The organism is Methylobacterium sp. Leaf361 (genome assembly GCF_001424445.1).
Lineage (GTDB): Bacteria > Pseudomonadota > Alphaproteobacteria > Rhizobiales > Beijerinckiaceae > Methylobacterium.
The window spans coordinates 17,131-32,749 of sequence record NZ_LMPY01000025.1 but is presented as its reverse complement, the minus strand read 5'-3'; the positions used below and the strand labels follow the sequence as shown (position 1 = coordinate 32,749).

Below are 15,619 nucleotides of genomic sequence, written 5' to 3'. Positions count from 1 at the left end.
CGCGGCCGCCTCAGGCCGCGACCTCGGCCCGCGCGCCGATCCGCCGGCCGACGAGGTCGAGCACCGGCCCCCGCCGCGCGTGGATGAAGAAGTGGTCGCCCTCGAACAGCGCGAGGTCGAAGGGGCCGCGCGTCTCGCGGCCCCAGGCCTCGAGGTCGGCGCGGGCGACGTCGTCCCGCGTCCCGCCGAGCGCCTGGATCGGGCAGTCCAGCGCCGGGCGCGCCGCGTAGGTGTAGGCGCCGCGCAGCCGGAAATCGGCCCGGAGCACCGGCAGCACCAGGGCCATCAGGGCGGGATCGGCCAGCGCCTCCGGCGGCGTCGCGCCGTAGGCGGACAGCGCGTCGCGCAGGTCCGCGTCGCTGCGCGGGCGGCGGAAATACGCCCCGTCGCACACCGCCGGTCCGGCGCATCCGGAGGCGAACAGCGCGCGCGGCGCCGCGATCCCGCGGTCGCGGAGTTCGTGCGCCAGCTCGAAGGCGAGCAGCGCGCCCAGGCTGTGCCCGAACAGCGCGTAGGAGCCCGTGACGGAACCGGCGACCTCGTCCGCGAGGCGCCGCGTCAGCGCCCGCGGGTCGGTGCAGGGCGCCTCGCCGATCCGGGAGCCGCGCCCCGGCAGCTCGACGGGCCTGACGTCGACCGCGTCGGGCAGGCCGCGGCGCCACTGCGCGAACACCGCGGCGCTCGCCCCCGCGTAGGGCAGGCAGAACAGCCGGACTCGTCCCGGCACGGTCACGCCCGCGCGCCGCCCGCGTCCCGCTCCTGTGCCTCCATGTGTCGGCGCAGGCTCAGGGGCCGCATGTCGGTCCAGACCTCGTCGATGTAGGCCAGGCAATCGGCCTTCGCGCGCGGATCGCCCACGGCGCGCCACCCGTCAGGGATGTCGCGGTAGCTCGGCCAGATCGAGTATTGCTCCTCGTGATTCACCACCACGTAGAACAGCGTATCTTCGCGATCGAACGCCATCGATGCATCCCGTTCAGGTGAAAGCTGCGAGCAGCCTCGCCAATGAATCAATGAACTTCGCTTGTCGGCGCATAACATGGCCGAAAGATCGCCGGACTCAAGGGCCCTTTTACATATTTGAAATGTTCTAATTTAATTCATTACTGCTCGATCGTCAGAAGTGTTTTCCGGAGACCTTGAATCACTGTGGCGGTTCGCGCTACGCAGTGCGGCCGGCGGGTGTTCTGTGGTCCGGGGCTTGGCGGGGGACGCGGTCAGTGGCGTGTGCGCGAACCAGCTTCCGGTCGCCTGCGAGCGGTCCCGCCGGGGGAACGCGCGGCTCCCCCGAGGGAGGCGCCGCCCCCGTGCGCCGCGGCGGCGAGGATCGCTGCGCATCCCGGCGCGCACCCCGGCGTGCGGACGAGGAGACGATCGGATGACCGCGCGCGCCGCACCGCTCTGCGACGTCATCGGGGTCGGCTTCGGGCCGTCGAACCTCGCCCTGGCGATCGCCCTGGCCGAGACCCCGGCGGCGCGCGGCCTCCGGTACCGCTTCCTGGAGCGGCAGCCGCACTTCCGATGGCACGGCGGCATGCTGCTGCCGGGCAGCGACATGCAGATCTCGTTCCTCAAGGACCTCGTCACGCTCCGCAACCCGACGAGCCCGCTGACCTTCGTGAACTACCTGCACAGCCAGGGTCGACTGCACGATTTCATCGATCTCGGGACGTTTCATCCCAGCCGGATCGAGTTCAACGACTATCTCCGCTGGGTGGCGGACCATTTCGCCGACCGGTGCGACTACGGCGAGACCGCGGTCGCGGTGGAGCCCGGGCCGGGACCGGACGGGACGGTCGAGACCCTGTGGGTCGTCACCCGCGACGCCGCGGGCCGCGAGATCCGCCGCCAGACGCGCGACCTCGCCCTCGCGGTGGGCGGCGCCCCGCACGTGCCCGCCGCCTTCGCCGCCCTGGCGCGCGATCCCCGGCTCTGCCATTCGAGCCGCTACCTCGACCACGTCGACCGGCGCGGCCCGGGCAGCCCGCTCGACCTGTCGCGCCCGGGCGCCCGCGTGGCGGTGATCGGCGGCGGCCAGAGCGCCGCCGAGATCGGCCACGATCTCCACGCCCGCTTCCCGCAGCTGCAGGTCGATCTCGTCTTCCGCGGCCACGCCCTCCGACCGTCGGACGCGACGCCGTTCGTCAACGAGATCTTTCACCCCGACCGCACCGACTTCGTGTACGCGCAGCCGAGCGAGCGGCGGGCGGCGATCGTGCGCAGCTACCGCAACACGAACTACGCGGTGATCGACGCCGACCTGCTCAAGGCGCTCCACGTCATCGTCTACCGGGAGAAGGTCTCCGGGCCGCAGCGCCTGCACCTCCGGCCGCGCAGCGAGATCCTCTCGGCCGTCGGCGACGCGAGCGGGATCAGGCTGCGGACCGTCGACCGCTACGCCGAGGTCGAGGCGGAGCGCAGCTACGACGGCATCGTCCTGGCGACCGGGTACGCGCGCGACCCGAACCCGGCGATCCTCGAACCGCTCGCGCCCTACCGCGACGGGCCGGACCTGGCGCGCGACTACCGCGTGCCGACCCGCCCAGGCTTCGTCCCGCGCATCTACGTCCAGGGCTACTCGGAGACCTCGCACGGTCTGAGCGACACCCTGCTCTCGGTCCTGCCGGTCCGCGCGCAGGAGATCGTCGACAGCCTGCTCGATCAGGACGGGCACGGGGGCGCGGTCGCCCCGGCGCGCGCGCCCGCCGCCGGCGGGATCCGCGCCTGGGAGCGGCAGGGAGCGCATCCATGAGGCTCGCCGTCCCGCGGACCGGCCGGGCGCGGCGCGCGGAGGCGTGCCGCGGGCGGATCCGCCGCCCGCTCGCCCGAGTCGGCGCACGGGTCGGCGCATGGGGATGAGCCGCCCGCGCGGCGATCGTCGCGCCCTCCTCGCAGGCCTCGCCGCGGGCGTCCTGGGTCTCGTCCCGGGCGGCTTCGCCGCGTCCCCCGCGGGTGCGTCCGAAGACCCGCGGCGCGCGGAGACGGGCGGCGCGCCCGCCGCCCGCGTGGTCGCCCTCGACGGGTTGTTCGCCGAGACGCTCCTCGCCATCGGCCTCGTCCCGGTGGCGATCGCCAACCGGCCGCTCTACGAGAAGCTCATCGCGCAGCCGCCCCTGCCGGACTCGGTCCTCGACCTCGGCCCGCTGCAGGAGCCGAACCTCGAGTTCCTCAGCCTGATCGCCCCCGATCTCATCCTCGCCGCGCCGTGGCAGGCGCAGATCCAGGTCGCGCTGACCCGGATCGCCCCGGTCGTGGCGCTGCCCATCGTCGCGGGCGCGCGGGAGCCGATCGACCACCTCGACGCGCTGACCCGCGACCTGGGGGACCGCGTCGACCGCGCCGCGGCGGCGCGGGCGCTGGTCGCCGGGACCGACGGGGCGCTCGCCGAGGCCCGGGCCGCGCTCGCGGGCCGGACCGGGCGCCCGGTCTACATCTGCCGCTTCCGCGACGACGGGCGGCAGCTGGCCGTCTTCGGCACGCGCAGCACCGTCGGTGCGGTCGCCCAGCGCCTCGGCCTGACCAATGCCTGGACCGGCCGGCAGAGCGGCGCGGGCACGGTGCTCGCCGCGGTCGAGGACCTCGCGGAGGTGTCCGACGCGACGCTGATCCACTTCGACCGCGGCGCCGAGACCGCGCGCGCCCTCGGGCGCCTCGACGACAGCCCGCTCTGGCGGGCGCTGCCCGCCGTGCGCGCCGGCCGCGTGATCCGCATGCCGGTCGTCCATCCGAACGGCGGCCTGCCCTCGGCCGCGCGCTTCGCCCGTCAGGTCGCCGCGGCGCTCGGGAAGGCCCCGGCGTGAGCGCGGCCGGGGCCGGAGCGCGGCGGGCGCGAGCCGACGGGTCCGGGGCCTCGCCGCTCTGGCGCGGGGCGGGGCTCCTCGCCCTCGCGCTGGCGGTGAGCGCCGCGCTGCTGCACGCCAACCTGGCGGCCGTCCTGCCGCCCGGGCAGTGGTGGGCCGCCCTGCTCCACCCGACCGACGGCGACATGCCGCAGCTCGTCCTGCGCGACAGCCTGCTGCCGCGCCTCGCCATGGCGGTCCTGGCGGGCGGCGGCCTCGGCCTCGCCGGCGTGCTGTTCCAGCAGGTGCTCGACAACCCGCTGGCCGAGCCCGGCACCCTCGGCGTGTTCGCGGGGGCGAAGCTTGCCCTGGCCCTCGCGACCCTGTGGTGGCCGGCCCTCCTGATCTACGGCTACGAGCCCGTCGCCGGCGCCGGGGCGGCCCTGTGCACGGGCCTCGTGCTGCTGCTGAGCGGGCGCAGCGGCTACGCGCCGTCCACCGTCATCCTCGCCGGACTGGTGGTCGGGCTGTCCGCCGAGGCCGCCAACCGGATGCTGGTGCTCGCGCATTTCGACGCGCTCTCCGACCTCTACACGTGGCAGGCCGGCGCGCTGAACCAGAACAACTGGGACGGCGTCCGCGGCCTCGTCCCGCGCCTCGCCCTCGCGGCCCTCGCGGCCGGCCTGCTGGCGCGCCCGCTGACCCTGATCGAGCTCGGCGATGCCGGGGCGCGGGGCCTCGGCGTCTCCACCGCCGGCACGCGGCTCGCCGCCCTCGCCCTCGGCGTCGCGGTCGGCGCCAGCGTGACCGGGTATCTCGGGGTGATCGGCTTCGTCGGCCTGGCGGGGCCGGCCCTCGCCCGCTACGGCGGCGCCCGCCGGCTCCGCGACCGCCTGCTCTGGGGGCCGGTCGCCGGGGCGGTGCTGCTCGTCCTGACCGATCAGCTCGTGCAGCGGCTCATCGGCCGCAGCGGTGTCCCGACCGGCGCCGTCACCGCCCTCGTCGGCGCACCCCTGCTGGTCGGCCTCATCCTGGGTCTGCGCACGGCGCGCGAGGCGCCGCCGGCGCCGGGGCCTATCCCGGTCCGTCTCGCCCGGCCGTGGCCCGCCATCGGGGCGCTCGCGATCCTGGCCCTCGCGGCCGTCGGCCTGTCGCTCACCCTGGGGCGGGATGCCCAGGGCTGGCTGTGGAGTCCCGATCCGGGCGCCCTCCTGGCCTGGCGGGCGCCGCGCGCGCTGGCCGCCCTGGGGGCCGGGGCCATGCTCGCCTACGCGGGCGGGCTGCTGCAGCGGCTGACCGGGAACCCCCTCGCGAGCCCCGAGCTGTTCGGCGTCTCCGCGGGCGCGGCCCTGGTGGTGGTGCTCGTCCTGTTCCTCGCCCCCGGCCTCGGTCCGGCCGCGATGCTGGCCGCCTCCGCGGCGGGCGCGCTCGCGACGCTGCTGGCGATCCTGGCCCTGGGCCGCCGGGCGCGCTACGCCTCCGCCCGGATCCTGCTCGTCGGCGCGGCGCTGACCAGCCTGATCGGCTCGGTGATCGCGCTCCTGCTCGCCACGGCCGACCCGCGGACCGCCGCCCTGCTGACGTGGCTCTCGGGCTCGACCTACAACGCCACCGGGACCGAGGCCGGGCTCGCCTGCCTCGGCGCGGCCCTGGTGCTCGCGGGCACGCCGCTGCTCGCGCGCTGGCTCACGATCCTGCCGCTCGGGGCGGAGACGAGCCGGGCCGTCGGGCTCCAGGTCGCGCGGGCGCGCCTGACGGTCCTGTCGGTCGCCGCGATCCTGACCGGCGCCGCGACCCTGCTCGTCGGCCCCCTGAGCTTCGTCGGGCTGATGGGCCCGCACCTCGCCCGCAGCCTGGGCTTCAGCCGGGCCGCCGAGCAGCTGGTGGCGGCGACGCTCGCCGGCGGCCTGATCATGGTGCTGGCCGACTGGCTCGGGCGCGTCGCGGCCTTCCCGTGGCAGTTGCCCGCCGGCCTCGTCGCGACGGTTCTCGGGGGCGCCTATTTCGTCTGGCTGATGCTGCGCCGATGATTCTCTCCCCGCTGAACGCCCTGTTCGTCGGCCCCCTCGAGGGCTACCGGGATCGGATCGTGTCCGCGGAGGATCCGCGCCCCTCCGTGAGGGGCGCCGACCTGCTCGATCCGCGCGTCCTGACCGACCAGCTCGACCGGTTCGCCCGCACCTTCGCGGCGCCGGAGCCCCGCGCCGTCGCGTCGATCTGGGCGAAGCAGCACTTCTCGATGCTGGTGGTGCCCGCGCTCGCCGCCAACATCGTGCTCGACCTCGTCCTGCCCGTGGCCCTCGACGCCGTCGAGATCGTCCCGGACGACGGCGGGCTGACGCGGGCGCTCAAGCTGCGCGACCCCGCCGCGGGGAGCGACGGGCCCGGCGGGCAGACCCAGGAGAGGGCGCCGGCGGATCGCTTCGGCGCGCTGATCGACGCGCACCTGGCGCCCCTGGTCGGTGCCCTGGCGGCGGTCTCGGGCGTGGCGCCGCGCGTGCTGTGGAGCAATGCCGGCAACATCTTCGAGTTCGTGGTGCGCCGCACCGAGGGGCTCCCGCAGGCGGGCCGGACCGGACACGCGGCCGCCGCGAGCGTCCTGACGAGCCGCCGCCGGTCCGGCGCGCCCAACCCGCTGTTCGCGCCGATCCGCTACGTCCCGGAGGGGGGGGACGCGCCGGCGGGCGCGCCGCCGCGTCGGGTGCGGAAGGTCTGCTGCCTGCGCTACCTCATCCCCGACCAGAGCCTCTGCGGCGCCTGCCCCCTGCCGGCACGCCCCGAAGCGGGTCCGGCGGGAACGGACGGCCCGAGGAGGCCCGCATGAACGGTCCCGATGCGCCGGTCGTCGCGCGGCCGCGGGGCGCGCCGACGGCGGAAGCCGCGGGCGCCCCCCCGCTCTTCACCCTGCAGGGCGCGAGCTTCGGTCTCCCCGAACGCACCCTGCTGCATCCCCTCGACCTCGTGATCCAGCCGCGGCAGGTGGTGGGCCTGATCGGCCATAACGGGTCCGGCAAGTCGACCCTGATCAAGCTGCTGGGCCGCCAGCAGGCGCCGACCGCCGGCCGGATCGCGTTCGCGGATCGCGCCCTCAGTGCCTGGGAGGACCGCGCCTTCGCGCGCGAGGTCGCCTATCTGCCGCAGGCGCTCCCGCCGGTCCCGGGCATGACCGTGCGCGAGCTCGTGGCGCTGGGGCGCTATCCCTGGCACGGCGCCCTCGGCCGCGTCGCCGACCGGGATCGCGAGGCGGTCCGGCGGGCGCTCGCCGCCACCGGCGTCGCCGCCTTCGCGGACCGCTTCGTCGACACGCTCTCGGGCGGTGAGCGGCAGCGCGTCTGGCTCGCGATGATGATCGCGCAGGAGCCCGCCTGCCTGCTGCTCGACGAGCCGATCTCGGCCCTCGACGTCGCCCACGCCGTCGAGATCCTCGCCCTCGTGCGCGATCTCGCCCATCGTGACGGGCTCGGCGTCGTGGTGGTCCTGCACGACGTGAACATGGCGGCGCGCGTCTGCGACCGCATCCTGGCGCTGCACTCGGGACGCCTCATCGCGGACGGGCCGCCCGGCACGCTGATGAACCCCGACACGCTGCGCGCCGTGTACGACATCCCGATGGGCGTCATGCCGCATCCGGATACCGGTCGGCCGCTGAGCTACCTGCGCGGATCGTAGGCCGGCGCGCGACGACCAGCTGCTCGCGATCCGGCACGCTCGGACCCAGGGTCCGAGCGCGAATCGGCCGGACACTCGGGTGGCGGCGCGCCGCGGACCTCGTCGCCGCCCGGCGGTGACCTCGTGTCGTCTGGACGATCGAGGCGTCGGGAAGAGCGCGGCCGTTGCGGCGGCTCCGACAACGCTGGCGGGGACGGAGGGATTCCGAGACGGTGACCGGCCCCCGCGGGGTGGTCCCGTGTCAGGCTTGGGTGCGATCGGAGTGGCGGCTCTGGGCGGTTTCCTGCCGGTGCGCTTACCGACGGCATTGGTTGAGACGCGGGCAGAACCGCCGCGAAGCACCCGGCACCGCGGCGTTGAGATAATAGATTATATACAATAACTCTCCGGATCCGCAGTCGCGCTTCGGGACGGCGCGCTGCGTGCCGAGGCTACGCATGCAACCCTTCTTCTCGACAGAGGGAATTCACCCCAAGGACGCGTTCCGGCGCTGGCGCGAGACGATCTGCGAGCGATTGATCCCGATCGACCAGCAACCCCTTCACGGGGTTCCGTTTCAGGGCAGGCTGGACGTCACCAGCATCGGGCCTGTGCCGATCTCCAAGATGGCACACACCGCCATGCGGACTGAAGCGACCCCCGACGCGATTCGGCGCTATGGGCAGCCCGACCGCCTCTACGCGTCCATGAAGCTCTCCGGCCAGGACGCCATCCAGCAAGGCGATCGGGAGGCTGTATTCCGGACGGGCGACTTCGTCGTTATCGACGCACGCCCGGCCGTCTGCGAGGCCGACACGGGCATCTCCCTCGTCATCGATCTGCCGCGCGAGCGCTTCGAGGCCATGCTGGGCCCGTCCCGGCTGTAATGTGCACTCACGGTCGGCGCGGACCTCGCCTCCACGACTCTGGCAAACACCTTCCTCCAGGAGCTGGTGCGCATGGGCGATCAGCTCACGCCCGACGCGGCCGCGCGCATGGCGGCGATCGGAACGGACCTGATCATAGCGAGCCTCGCCGAACGGATGGCGCAGGAGGTACCCCGTTCCGTCCACGGCAACGTCACGGTCCAGCGCGCCAAGGCCTATGTCGAGGCGAACCTGAGCGACCCGAACCTGGATCCGCCGCAACTCGCCGCCGCGATGGGCGTGTCGCTGCGCCGGCTCCAGGAACTGTTCCACGAGCGCGGCCGGCACATCTCCGACTACATCTGGGAACGCCGCCTGGAGGCGGCAGCCAAGCGCCTGGGTGATCCGGCCTGCGCCCACCTGTCGATCGGCATGCTGGCTTACGGCTGCGGCTTCAGCAGCCAGGCGCATTTCGCGCGCCGCTTCAAGGATCGCTACGGCATGAGCCCGCGTGACTACCGGCAGGCGCACAGCCGAGACACGTAACCGGGCGCGTCCGCGTCCCGGCCGTCATTCTCGTGACCTGAGTGACCGGTTCGGGTCGAGGCTGTGTCAAAACTCGGATGTGCTGGGAAACCGTAGAACTGATGGCAACACGAGGTCCCTTAGCCCGATGTCACCCTGCTTCGAGAGAACGTTTTTCTACGAGGGCCGATAGCGTTCGGGTTTTGACACAGCCTCGGTCGCTCCCGGAACGGCAGTTCGGGGTGGTCTTCCGCCTGTCCGCTTCTGGGCATCAAGTGTGGGAAAGCCGACCTCGGCTTCCATTCGCGCCCAATCTCGAGAAGCGGCGGACTCCGCCACGATCCGGCGCAGGGGATTTCGCATCGCGCTTCGACTGTGCGCGGCGAACGCGCACCGTGTGCGCTGGCTTGCGGTACCGGTCATCCAACCCTCATTCGCCGAGGGCTGTCGGGCGCGATAAGGTTGATACCCTGCGGCGGGTCGCATCCCGGTCAGGGCAGGCGACGGTAGACACGGGCGAATTCCGTGCCGCGCCGGATTTCGCAGATGCCGGCTCGGCTGACCTTATCGAATACGCGAAGGGATGACTTCACCGTGCGGCGCGGACCTTCCGGATCGGATTCGCGGCCTTCTGCTCCTCTTGGTAAGCGGCGATAGCCATCGAGCAGTTCGGTGTCAGGAGGCCGGCTCTCTCGCGGAAGCAGGCCTGGACTTCCCCGCCGTCGGGCGAGAACTGGCCACAGTGTTCCAGGTAATCTCCTATGCAGTGGCGCTTCAGGTTTTCCTGGCTCGCCTGTGGCTGGGCAAAGGCCATGTCGGAGACGAGGCCGAGGACAGCGGTGAGGCAAGCGGTCTTCGAGATACTCATGGTCGGCTCCGTAGGGTGAGAGATCTACCGAGGAGACGCCTTCAGGCTCCGGTCATCGCCAGATACGGGATGAGGGAGGCGCAGGCGAAGTTGCCGGCGATGACCAGCAGGATGACGGACTGCATGCCCATGACGGCTCACCTCGTCTGCGCGAGGAGACCGGCTGCGGATGCGGGCGTCAGCATCGGCGCGCAGGCGATGGCGCCGATCACGCTGATGACGATCAGCAGTCGTGCGATGATGGTGGTCATGTCGGTACCCCCTCGTGGCCGTTCGGGCCTTTGGTTAATGAAGAATTTAAGAGCTCGGCCTTACGCGCGTGTTGCTTCGATTGTTGCGTCGAGCAGGGGCCGGCAGACACCGCTGGCGCGACCGCTTGCCGACCGCTGTGGGACAGGCCGCAAACTGACACGTGTCGTGAACGGTCAAGCATTCGCTCCGCCGTGCACTCTGCCGAAGGAGGCGGCGACCTGGCCGACCAAGGTCGCCCAGGGCATGTCCAAGGCCGCGTAGACCGGGCCCGCCTCCGGGCGGGCGTTGTCCTTCAGGATCTCGACCATCAGCGTCGCGTAGTCGGACAGGACCACGCCCGCCTGGGCCATACGGAGAAGGCCGGCCTGGCGCTTGGTCTCGCTGAACGTCCCGGAGGCGTCGACAGCCACGTAGGCGTCGAGGCCGCGGGCGACGGCTGTCATGGCCGGGAAAGCCGCGCAGACCTCCAGCGAGATGCCGGCGAAGATCAGCTTCTCGCGGCCCGTGGCCTCGATGGCCCGGGCGACGCGCGCGTCGTCGTAGGCGTTCACCGACGAGCGGTCGATGATCTCGTTTCCGGGCAACGCCGCGACCAACTCGGGGAAGGTCGGACCCCATAGGCTGTCGCGCGCCGTCGTGGTGACCACGATGGGCAGGCCGAGCGCCGCGGCGGCCTTCGCCAGGGCGATCACGTTGTGCTTGAGCTCGCCCGTCGAATAGTTCCGCACGCCCGTCATCAGGCCGACCTGATGGTCGACAAGGACGAGGGCTGCGTTCTCGGCGGTGAGCGGTTCGTAGGCGCGCGCGGTCATCGTGTCCTCCTGCTCAAGGCCCGTCGGGGCCGGCGACGAGCAAGAGCTATCGGCTGGACCGGCGGCCCAGAAGCCGCAACAATCTGAACCCAGCGTCCATAGGTTTGGACGATAAGGGGGCGGCGTGCTCGACCTGAACGACTTCTTCTACTTCGTGCAGGTCGTCGATCGCGGCGGCTTCACGGCCGCGGGGCGGACGTTGCGCGTGCCGAAATCCACTTTGAGCCACCGCCTCCAGCAGCTGGAGGGCGCCCTCGGCGTCCGGCTGTTGAACCGGACCTCGCGCCGGTTCGGCATGACGGATGCGGGGGAGGACTTCTACCGCCACGCGGTCGCGATGCTCAGAGAGGCGGAGCTGGCGGAGACGACGATCCGCCAGCGCCTGACGGAGCCGACCGGCACGGTGCGGTGCACGGCCGGCGTCGCGACCATGCAGTTCGCCCTGGCGGACATCATCGCGGACTTCCTCGTCCGCCACCCGAAGGTGAATGTCGTGGCCCACGGCGCGGACCGCACCGTCGACATCGTCGGCGAGAACTTCGACATCGCCGTGCGGGCCCATACGGACCCGCTGCCGGACTCGAACCTCGTCCAGCGTACCCTGGCGCCGGCGCCCTGGTTCCTGTTCGCGGGATCGGCATACCTCGACGAGAACGGCGCTCCGGACAATCCGGACGCCCTTCGGGACCATCCGTCCCTGTTCATGATGCGGACCGGGGTCGCGCCGGTCTGGCGGCTGCGGCACGCGAGCCGCGCCGGGGACGAGGCGGTACTGCCGTTGAGCCCGAGGCTGATGGGCGATGACATGGTCGGGCTGCAGCAGGCCGCCATCCGCGGCATCGGCGTGGTCGCTCTGCCGAGCTACATCTGTCGTCAGGCCGTCCGCTCAGGTGCCCTGCGGCGCGTTCTGCCCGACTGGGTCGCGGGCGACTCCACCCTGACGGCCCTCATTCCCTACCGCCAAGGCCTGCTTCCGTCCGTGCGGGCCTTTCTCGACCACCTCGCGGCGGAGTTTCCGAAGGCCGTGCTACTCTAGGCGCGGGCGATCTCGACGGGGTCGGTTGAGGGTGTGCGGGGCCGGGGCCGGTCGCCATCCGCCGCGAGCGCCACCGGATGCCGGATCCCGGCGTCCAAACGATCGGACGATAGGTCCGAAAATAGCTGCCTTCTCGGCCAGCGTTTGTTGCCACACCATCGGCACATCCACGCAGCGAGGCAGGACATGACAGCTCTCGAGACCATCCACGGGGCCGACGCGCTCCACCCGAGGCTCGGCGAGACCGTTCTCGGAGAGCCCCACCGCATCGGCTCGAACTTCTCCGCGACGCACTTCTCCGAGGAAGTCTTCGACGGGCGCATGGACCCGCTCCTGATGGTCGACCACTTCGTCATGACGGGGCCGACCTTCGAGCCGCACCTCCATGCCGGCATCTCGGCCGTGACCGTCATGTTCGAGGACGCGACCGGCCACTTCCTCAACCGGGACACGCTGGGCCGAGACGTCGCCCTCGAGCCGGGCGACCTCTACTGGCTCGCGGCGGCGTCGGGCGCCGCGCACGAGGAGAGGCCGGCCGAAGGGGCACGGGTCCACGCCCTGCAGGTCTTCGTCAATCTGCCCGCGCGCCTCAAGGCGCAGCCGGCGCGCGCGCTGCACGTTCGCGCGGCCGACATCCCGGTCCTCGAAGGCCGCGGCCATCGCGTCCGCGTCGTCCTGGGGCAGAGCGGCGACGTTGTCGGCGCGGGTGGCACCCCGGAGGAGATGACACTGCTCGACGGCTTCCTACAGCCGGGCGGCGCCTTCGCCCACGCCCTGCCCGAAGGGCGGCAAGCCTGGATCTACGCCGTGTCGGGGCGCGTGTCCGTCCGCTGCCGTGAGGAGGAGCGCCTCCTGCCGGAGGGCGGCGCCCTGGCGGTGGGCGCCGGTTCCGCCGCGGAGATCATCCTCGAAGCCGCCGAGGCTGCGCATGTCGTGCTGATGGCCGGGCGGCCGATCCGCGAGCCCTTCGTCAAGCGCGGTCCGCTGGTGATGTCCACGGTCGCCGACGTCGAGCGCGCGCTCGCCGGCTACGCCCGGGGCGCGTTCGGCCGCATCCCGGCCTGAGATCCGATCGTCCGACATACGAACCCCGCGCGGCGCCGAGCGACGCGCGGACGGCGGAGCCTTGCCCGGCGGCGGTCGGGCCGATGCACCAGCGGGAACTGCGATGCGCGACGACACCTTCGGCCCCGATCCGGCGCCAGGGACGATCACCATTCCGCTCGCCGACGATGAACGGCGGCGCGAGGACGCCCTGCGGGACCTGTTCGCGCGCTTCTGGGGCAACGCGACGGGAGAGCCGCGGGCCGTCTACGACACCTTCATAGCCGGCAGCCCGCGCGCGGACGGCGTCGCGTTCGACCCCGTGGACGAGGCCGGCATCCGCGGCTGGTGGGTGCGCCCCGCGGATGCCGCGCCCGGCCAGGCGATCCTCTTCCTGCACGGCGGCGGCTACGTCCAGGGCACGGCCGCGGCCTATCGCGGCTTCGTCAGCCAGATCGCGAGCCGGGCCGGCGTCGCCGCGCTCGCCATCGACTATCCTCTGGCGCCGGAGGCGACGCTGCCCGCTGCCCCGGAGGCGGCGCTGGCTGCCTGGGATTGGTTGATCGGCCAAGGCTACGACCGGATCGCCGTCGTCGGGGACTCGGCCGGGGGCGGGCTGAGCCTCGTCACCCTGGCGAGCCTCGCCCTGCGCGCGAGCGGCCCTGCGCCGGTGGCCGGCGTCGTCTTCTCGCCCTGGACCGACCTGACGCTGTCCGGCCCCTCCATGAACGATCCTTCGGTGCAGGACCCGCTCATCGGCCGTGCGTACCTGCAGGACTGCGCGCGCAAGTATGCCGGCGCGCGCGATGTCCGCCACCCGCTGGCTTCACCGCTCCTCGGCGACCTGCGCGGATTGCCCCCGCTCCTGATCCAGGTCGGCACCGACGAGCGCCTCATCGACGACGCGACGCGCTACGCCCGGCGCGCCGAACAGGCTGGCGTCGCGGTGTGGCTGGAGGTCTGGGAGGGCCTGCATCACGTCTTCCAGCTCGACGTCGCCCACCTCGACAGCAGCCGCCGGGCCCTCGACCGAGCCGCCGCCTTCCTGCGCCGCGCCTCCGCATCCTGACCATCGCCGCTCTCGAAGAGGACATGTCCGCCATGCCCACCCGCGCCCCCATCCCGGATCAGGCCTTCGACGTCGTCATCGCCGGCGGAGGCTCCGCGGGCGCCGTGCTCGCGCGCCGGCTCAGCGAGAATCCGAACCGGACGGTTCTTCTGCTGGAGGCCGGACCGGCCTACGCGCCGGGGGCGTATCCGGACGTCATCGCGAACGCGAACCGGGTCGGCGGCGACGCGGCGCACGACTGGGGCTACCACACCCAGGACCGCTCCGGCCTCGGCCACGACGTGCGCGCGATCCGCGGCAAGGTGCTCGGCGGCAGCTCCGGCGTGAACGCCGCAGTCGCCATGCGGGCGCGGCCGTCCGATTTCGCCCGCTGGACCGCGCGCGGTCTCGACGGCTGGTCGTGGGACGAGTGCTCCCGGTCTTCAGGGCACTGGAGAACACGCCGGCCGGCGACGACGCTCGGCGCGGGCGCTCCGGGCCCTTCCCGATCCGCCAGCGCACGATGGAGGAGATCACCCCCTCCATGCGCACCTTCGTGCTGGCCGCGGAGGCGGCCGGCCTGTCCCGCATCGCCGACTTCAACGGCGCGGAGCAGCACGGCGTCTCGCCCTACCCGCTGAACGTGGTCGAGGGCCGACGCGTCAACACGGGCATGGCCTACCTGAGTGAGGAGGTTCGGCGCCGACCGAACCTCGCCATCGTCGGGGGCGCCGAGGTCGACGCCGTGCTGTTCGACGGCCGGCGGGCGCGCGGCCTCCGGCTTCTGGACGGCGCGACGGTGGAGGCCGGACGGGTGATCCTCTCGGCCGGGGCATTCGGCAGCCCCGCCATCCTGATGCGGTCGGGCATCGGGCCGGCGGCGCACCTGCGCGACCTCGACATTCCCGTGCTGCAGGACGCGCCGGTCGGCGAGCGGCTCAAGGAACATCCGTTCTACTACAACGTCTACGCGCTCAAGCGGGAGGTGCGGGCGATGGACCCGGTCGCGGGCGCGATCATCTGGACGCAGTCGCGTGAGGCCGCCCCGGACGAGTTGGACCTTCACATCTCGGGGACGCACATCTTCGATCCGGCGCAGAGCCCGACCGGCGGGGCCATCGTACTGGCCTGCTCGGTCACGCTGCCGAGGTCCGTCGGCTCGGTTCGGCTGGCGAGCCGCGACCCCCGCGCCATGCCGCTCATCCGCTACAATTTCTTCGAGGACCCGGCCGACCTGCGGCGCATGTTGGAAGCGGTACACCTGTCGCGGCGCATCGGCCGGACGGCCCCGTTCAGCGACGTGGTCGCGGCGGAGATGTATCCCGGTCCCGATGTCCGTGACGACGACGCGCTGCGGCGAGCCGTGCTCTCGGCAGTCGACGGCTACGCCCACCCGACCTCCTCCGTCCCGATGGGCGGCCGCGACGACCCGTGGGCAGTGGTCGACGGGAGCGGGGCGGTGCGCGGGGTGGACGGCCTGAACGTCGTCGATGCCTCGATCATGCCCGACATCGTCTCGGCGCCGACGAATGTGACCACGATCATGCTCGCCGAGGCGATCGGCCGGAGGCTCGGCTAGAGCCGTGCCCGATCGCGTTGCAATCGGGCACGGCTCTAAACCTTTGTCTCGACGCGCTCTCTTACGCCGAACCGGTATCCACTTCGGCGGAGAGCGCTCTAGCGCTCGGCCGGGGGACGGCCGAAGTCGGGACGCCGCCTTCGAGAAGCCGGGCCGCGCGCC

General features: G+C 72.6%; 13 protein-coding genes and 2 pseudogenes. 11 read left to right on the top strand and 4 right to left on the bottom strand.

The window, feature by feature from the left end; translation table 11 throughout:
- Positions 1–10: 10 nt before the first annotated feature.
- Together ASG32_RS19245 and ASG32_RS19240 are read right to left on the bottom strand one after the other, a co-directional pair.
- Complete coding sequence (locus ASG32_RS19245; RefSeq protein ID WP_199778774.1) at positions 11–727, bottom strand: alpha/beta fold hydrolase; 717 nt, start codon at positions 725–727, stop codon at positions 11–13.
- A gap of 2 nt (positions 728–729) precedes the next feature.
- Positions 730–963: an MbtH family protein gene (locus tag ASG32_RS19240; RefSeq protein ID WP_020094344.1), complete on the bottom strand. Its 234-nt coding sequence runs from the start codon at positions 961–963 to the stop codon at positions 730–732.
- Between the two features lie 415 nt (positions 964–1,378).
- Here ASG32_RS19240 and ASG32_RS19235 point away from each other — a divergent pair, with 415 nt between their 5' ends.
- The 6 genes and pseudogenes from ASG32_RS19235 (at position 1,379) to ASG32_RS19210 (ending at position 8,839) form a co-directional block, all read left to right on the top strand.
- Positions 1,379–2,752, top strand: coding sequence for a lysine N(6)-hydroxylase/L-ornithine N(5)-oxygenase family protein (locus tag ASG32_RS19235; protein WP_056529520.1), 1,374 nt, complete (start codon positions 1,379–1,381; stop codon positions 2,750–2,752).
- 103 nt (positions 2,753–2,855) lie between these two features.
- On the top strand, positions 2,856–3,800 hold the full coding sequence (locus ASG32_RS19230; RefSeq protein WP_244492057.1) for an ABC transporter substrate-binding protein: 945 nt from the start codon (positions 2,856–2,858) through the stop codon (positions 3,798–3,800).
- Positions 3,797–5,809, top strand: coding sequence for a Fe(3+)-hydroxamate ABC transporter permease FhuB (gene fhuB / locus ASG32_RS19225; RefSeq protein WP_082557961.1), 2,013 nt, complete (start codon positions 3,797–3,799; stop codon positions 5,807–5,809). Before ASG32_RS19230 ends, fhuB begins: the two co-directional genes overlap by 4 nt.
- Positions 5,806–6,603: a siderophore-iron reductase FhuF gene (gene fhuF, locus ASG32_RS19220; RefSeq protein ID WP_056529513.1), complete on the top strand. Its 798-nt coding sequence runs from the start codon at positions 5,806–5,808 to the stop codon at positions 6,601–6,603. The genes fhuB and fhuF overlap by 4 nt, the downstream gene beginning before the upstream one ends.
- The gene (locus ASG32_RS19215) at positions 6,600–7,448 is read left to right on the top strand and encodes an ATP-binding cassette domain-containing protein (protein ID WP_170855236.1); all 849 of its coding nucleotides are present in this window, start codon (positions 6,600–6,602) and stop codon (positions 7,446–7,448) included. Before fhuF ends, ASG32_RS19215 begins: the two co-directional genes overlap by 4 nt.
- Positions 7,449–7,885: 437 nt before the next feature.
- Positions 7,886–8,839, top strand: a pseudogene (locus ASG32_RS19210) (helix-turn-helix domain-containing protein).
- A 568-nt stretch (positions 8,840–9,407) separates the two neighbouring features.
- Here the strand turns inward: ASG32_RS19210 and ASG32_RS19205 are convergent.
- Positions 9,408–9,686, bottom strand: a complete 279-nt coding sequence (locus tag ASG32_RS19205) for a hypothetical protein (RefSeq protein WP_056529510.1) — start codon at positions 9,684–9,686, stop codon at positions 9,408–9,410.
- Between the two features lie 425 nt (positions 9,687–10,111).
- Positions 10,112–10,750, bottom strand: coding sequence for an isochorismatase family protein (locus ASG32_RS19200; protein ID WP_056529507.1), 639 nt, complete (start codon positions 10,748–10,750; stop codon positions 10,112–10,114).
- A gap of 124 nt (positions 10,751–10,874) precedes the next feature.
- Between ASG32_RS19200 and ASG32_RS19195 the strand changes: the two genes are divergently transcribed.
- From ASG32_RS19195 to ASG32_RS19180, 5 genes and pseudogenes are all read left to right on the top strand, one after another.
- Positions 10,875–11,786 carry a LysR substrate-binding domain-containing protein gene (locus ASG32_RS19195; protein WP_056529504.1) on the top strand — a complete coding sequence of 304 codons (912 nt, stop codon included), beginning with the start codon at positions 10,875–10,877 and terminating at the stop codon, positions 11,784–11,786.
- Positions 11,787–11,972: 186 nt separating this feature from the next.
- Entirely contained in the window at positions 11,973–12,851 is an 879-nt protein-coding gene (locus tag ASG32_RS19190; protein WP_056529501.1) for a pirin-like C-terminal cupin domain-containing protein, read from the top strand.
- A 103-nt stretch (positions 12,852–12,954) separates the two neighbouring features.
- A complete protein-coding gene (locus ASG32_RS19185; RefSeq protein WP_056529498.1) occupies positions 12,955–13,899 on the top strand; it encodes an alpha/beta hydrolase in 945 nt (314 codons plus the stop codon).
- 23 nt (positions 13,900–13,922) lie between these two features.
- Positions 13,923–14,261 (top strand): annotated as a pseudogene (locus ASG32_RS35180) (GMC family oxidoreductase N-terminal domain-containing protein); the annotation flags it as partial.
- A 38-nt stretch (positions 14,262–14,299) separates the two neighbouring features.
- Positions 14,300–15,457 (top strand): GMC oxidoreductase, encoded by a 1,158-nt coding sequence (locus tag ASG32_RS19180; RefSeq protein WP_244492055.1) that lies wholly within the window; start codon positions 14,300–14,302, stop codon positions 15,455–15,457.
- Positions 15,458–15,619: the final 162 nt, after the last annotated feature.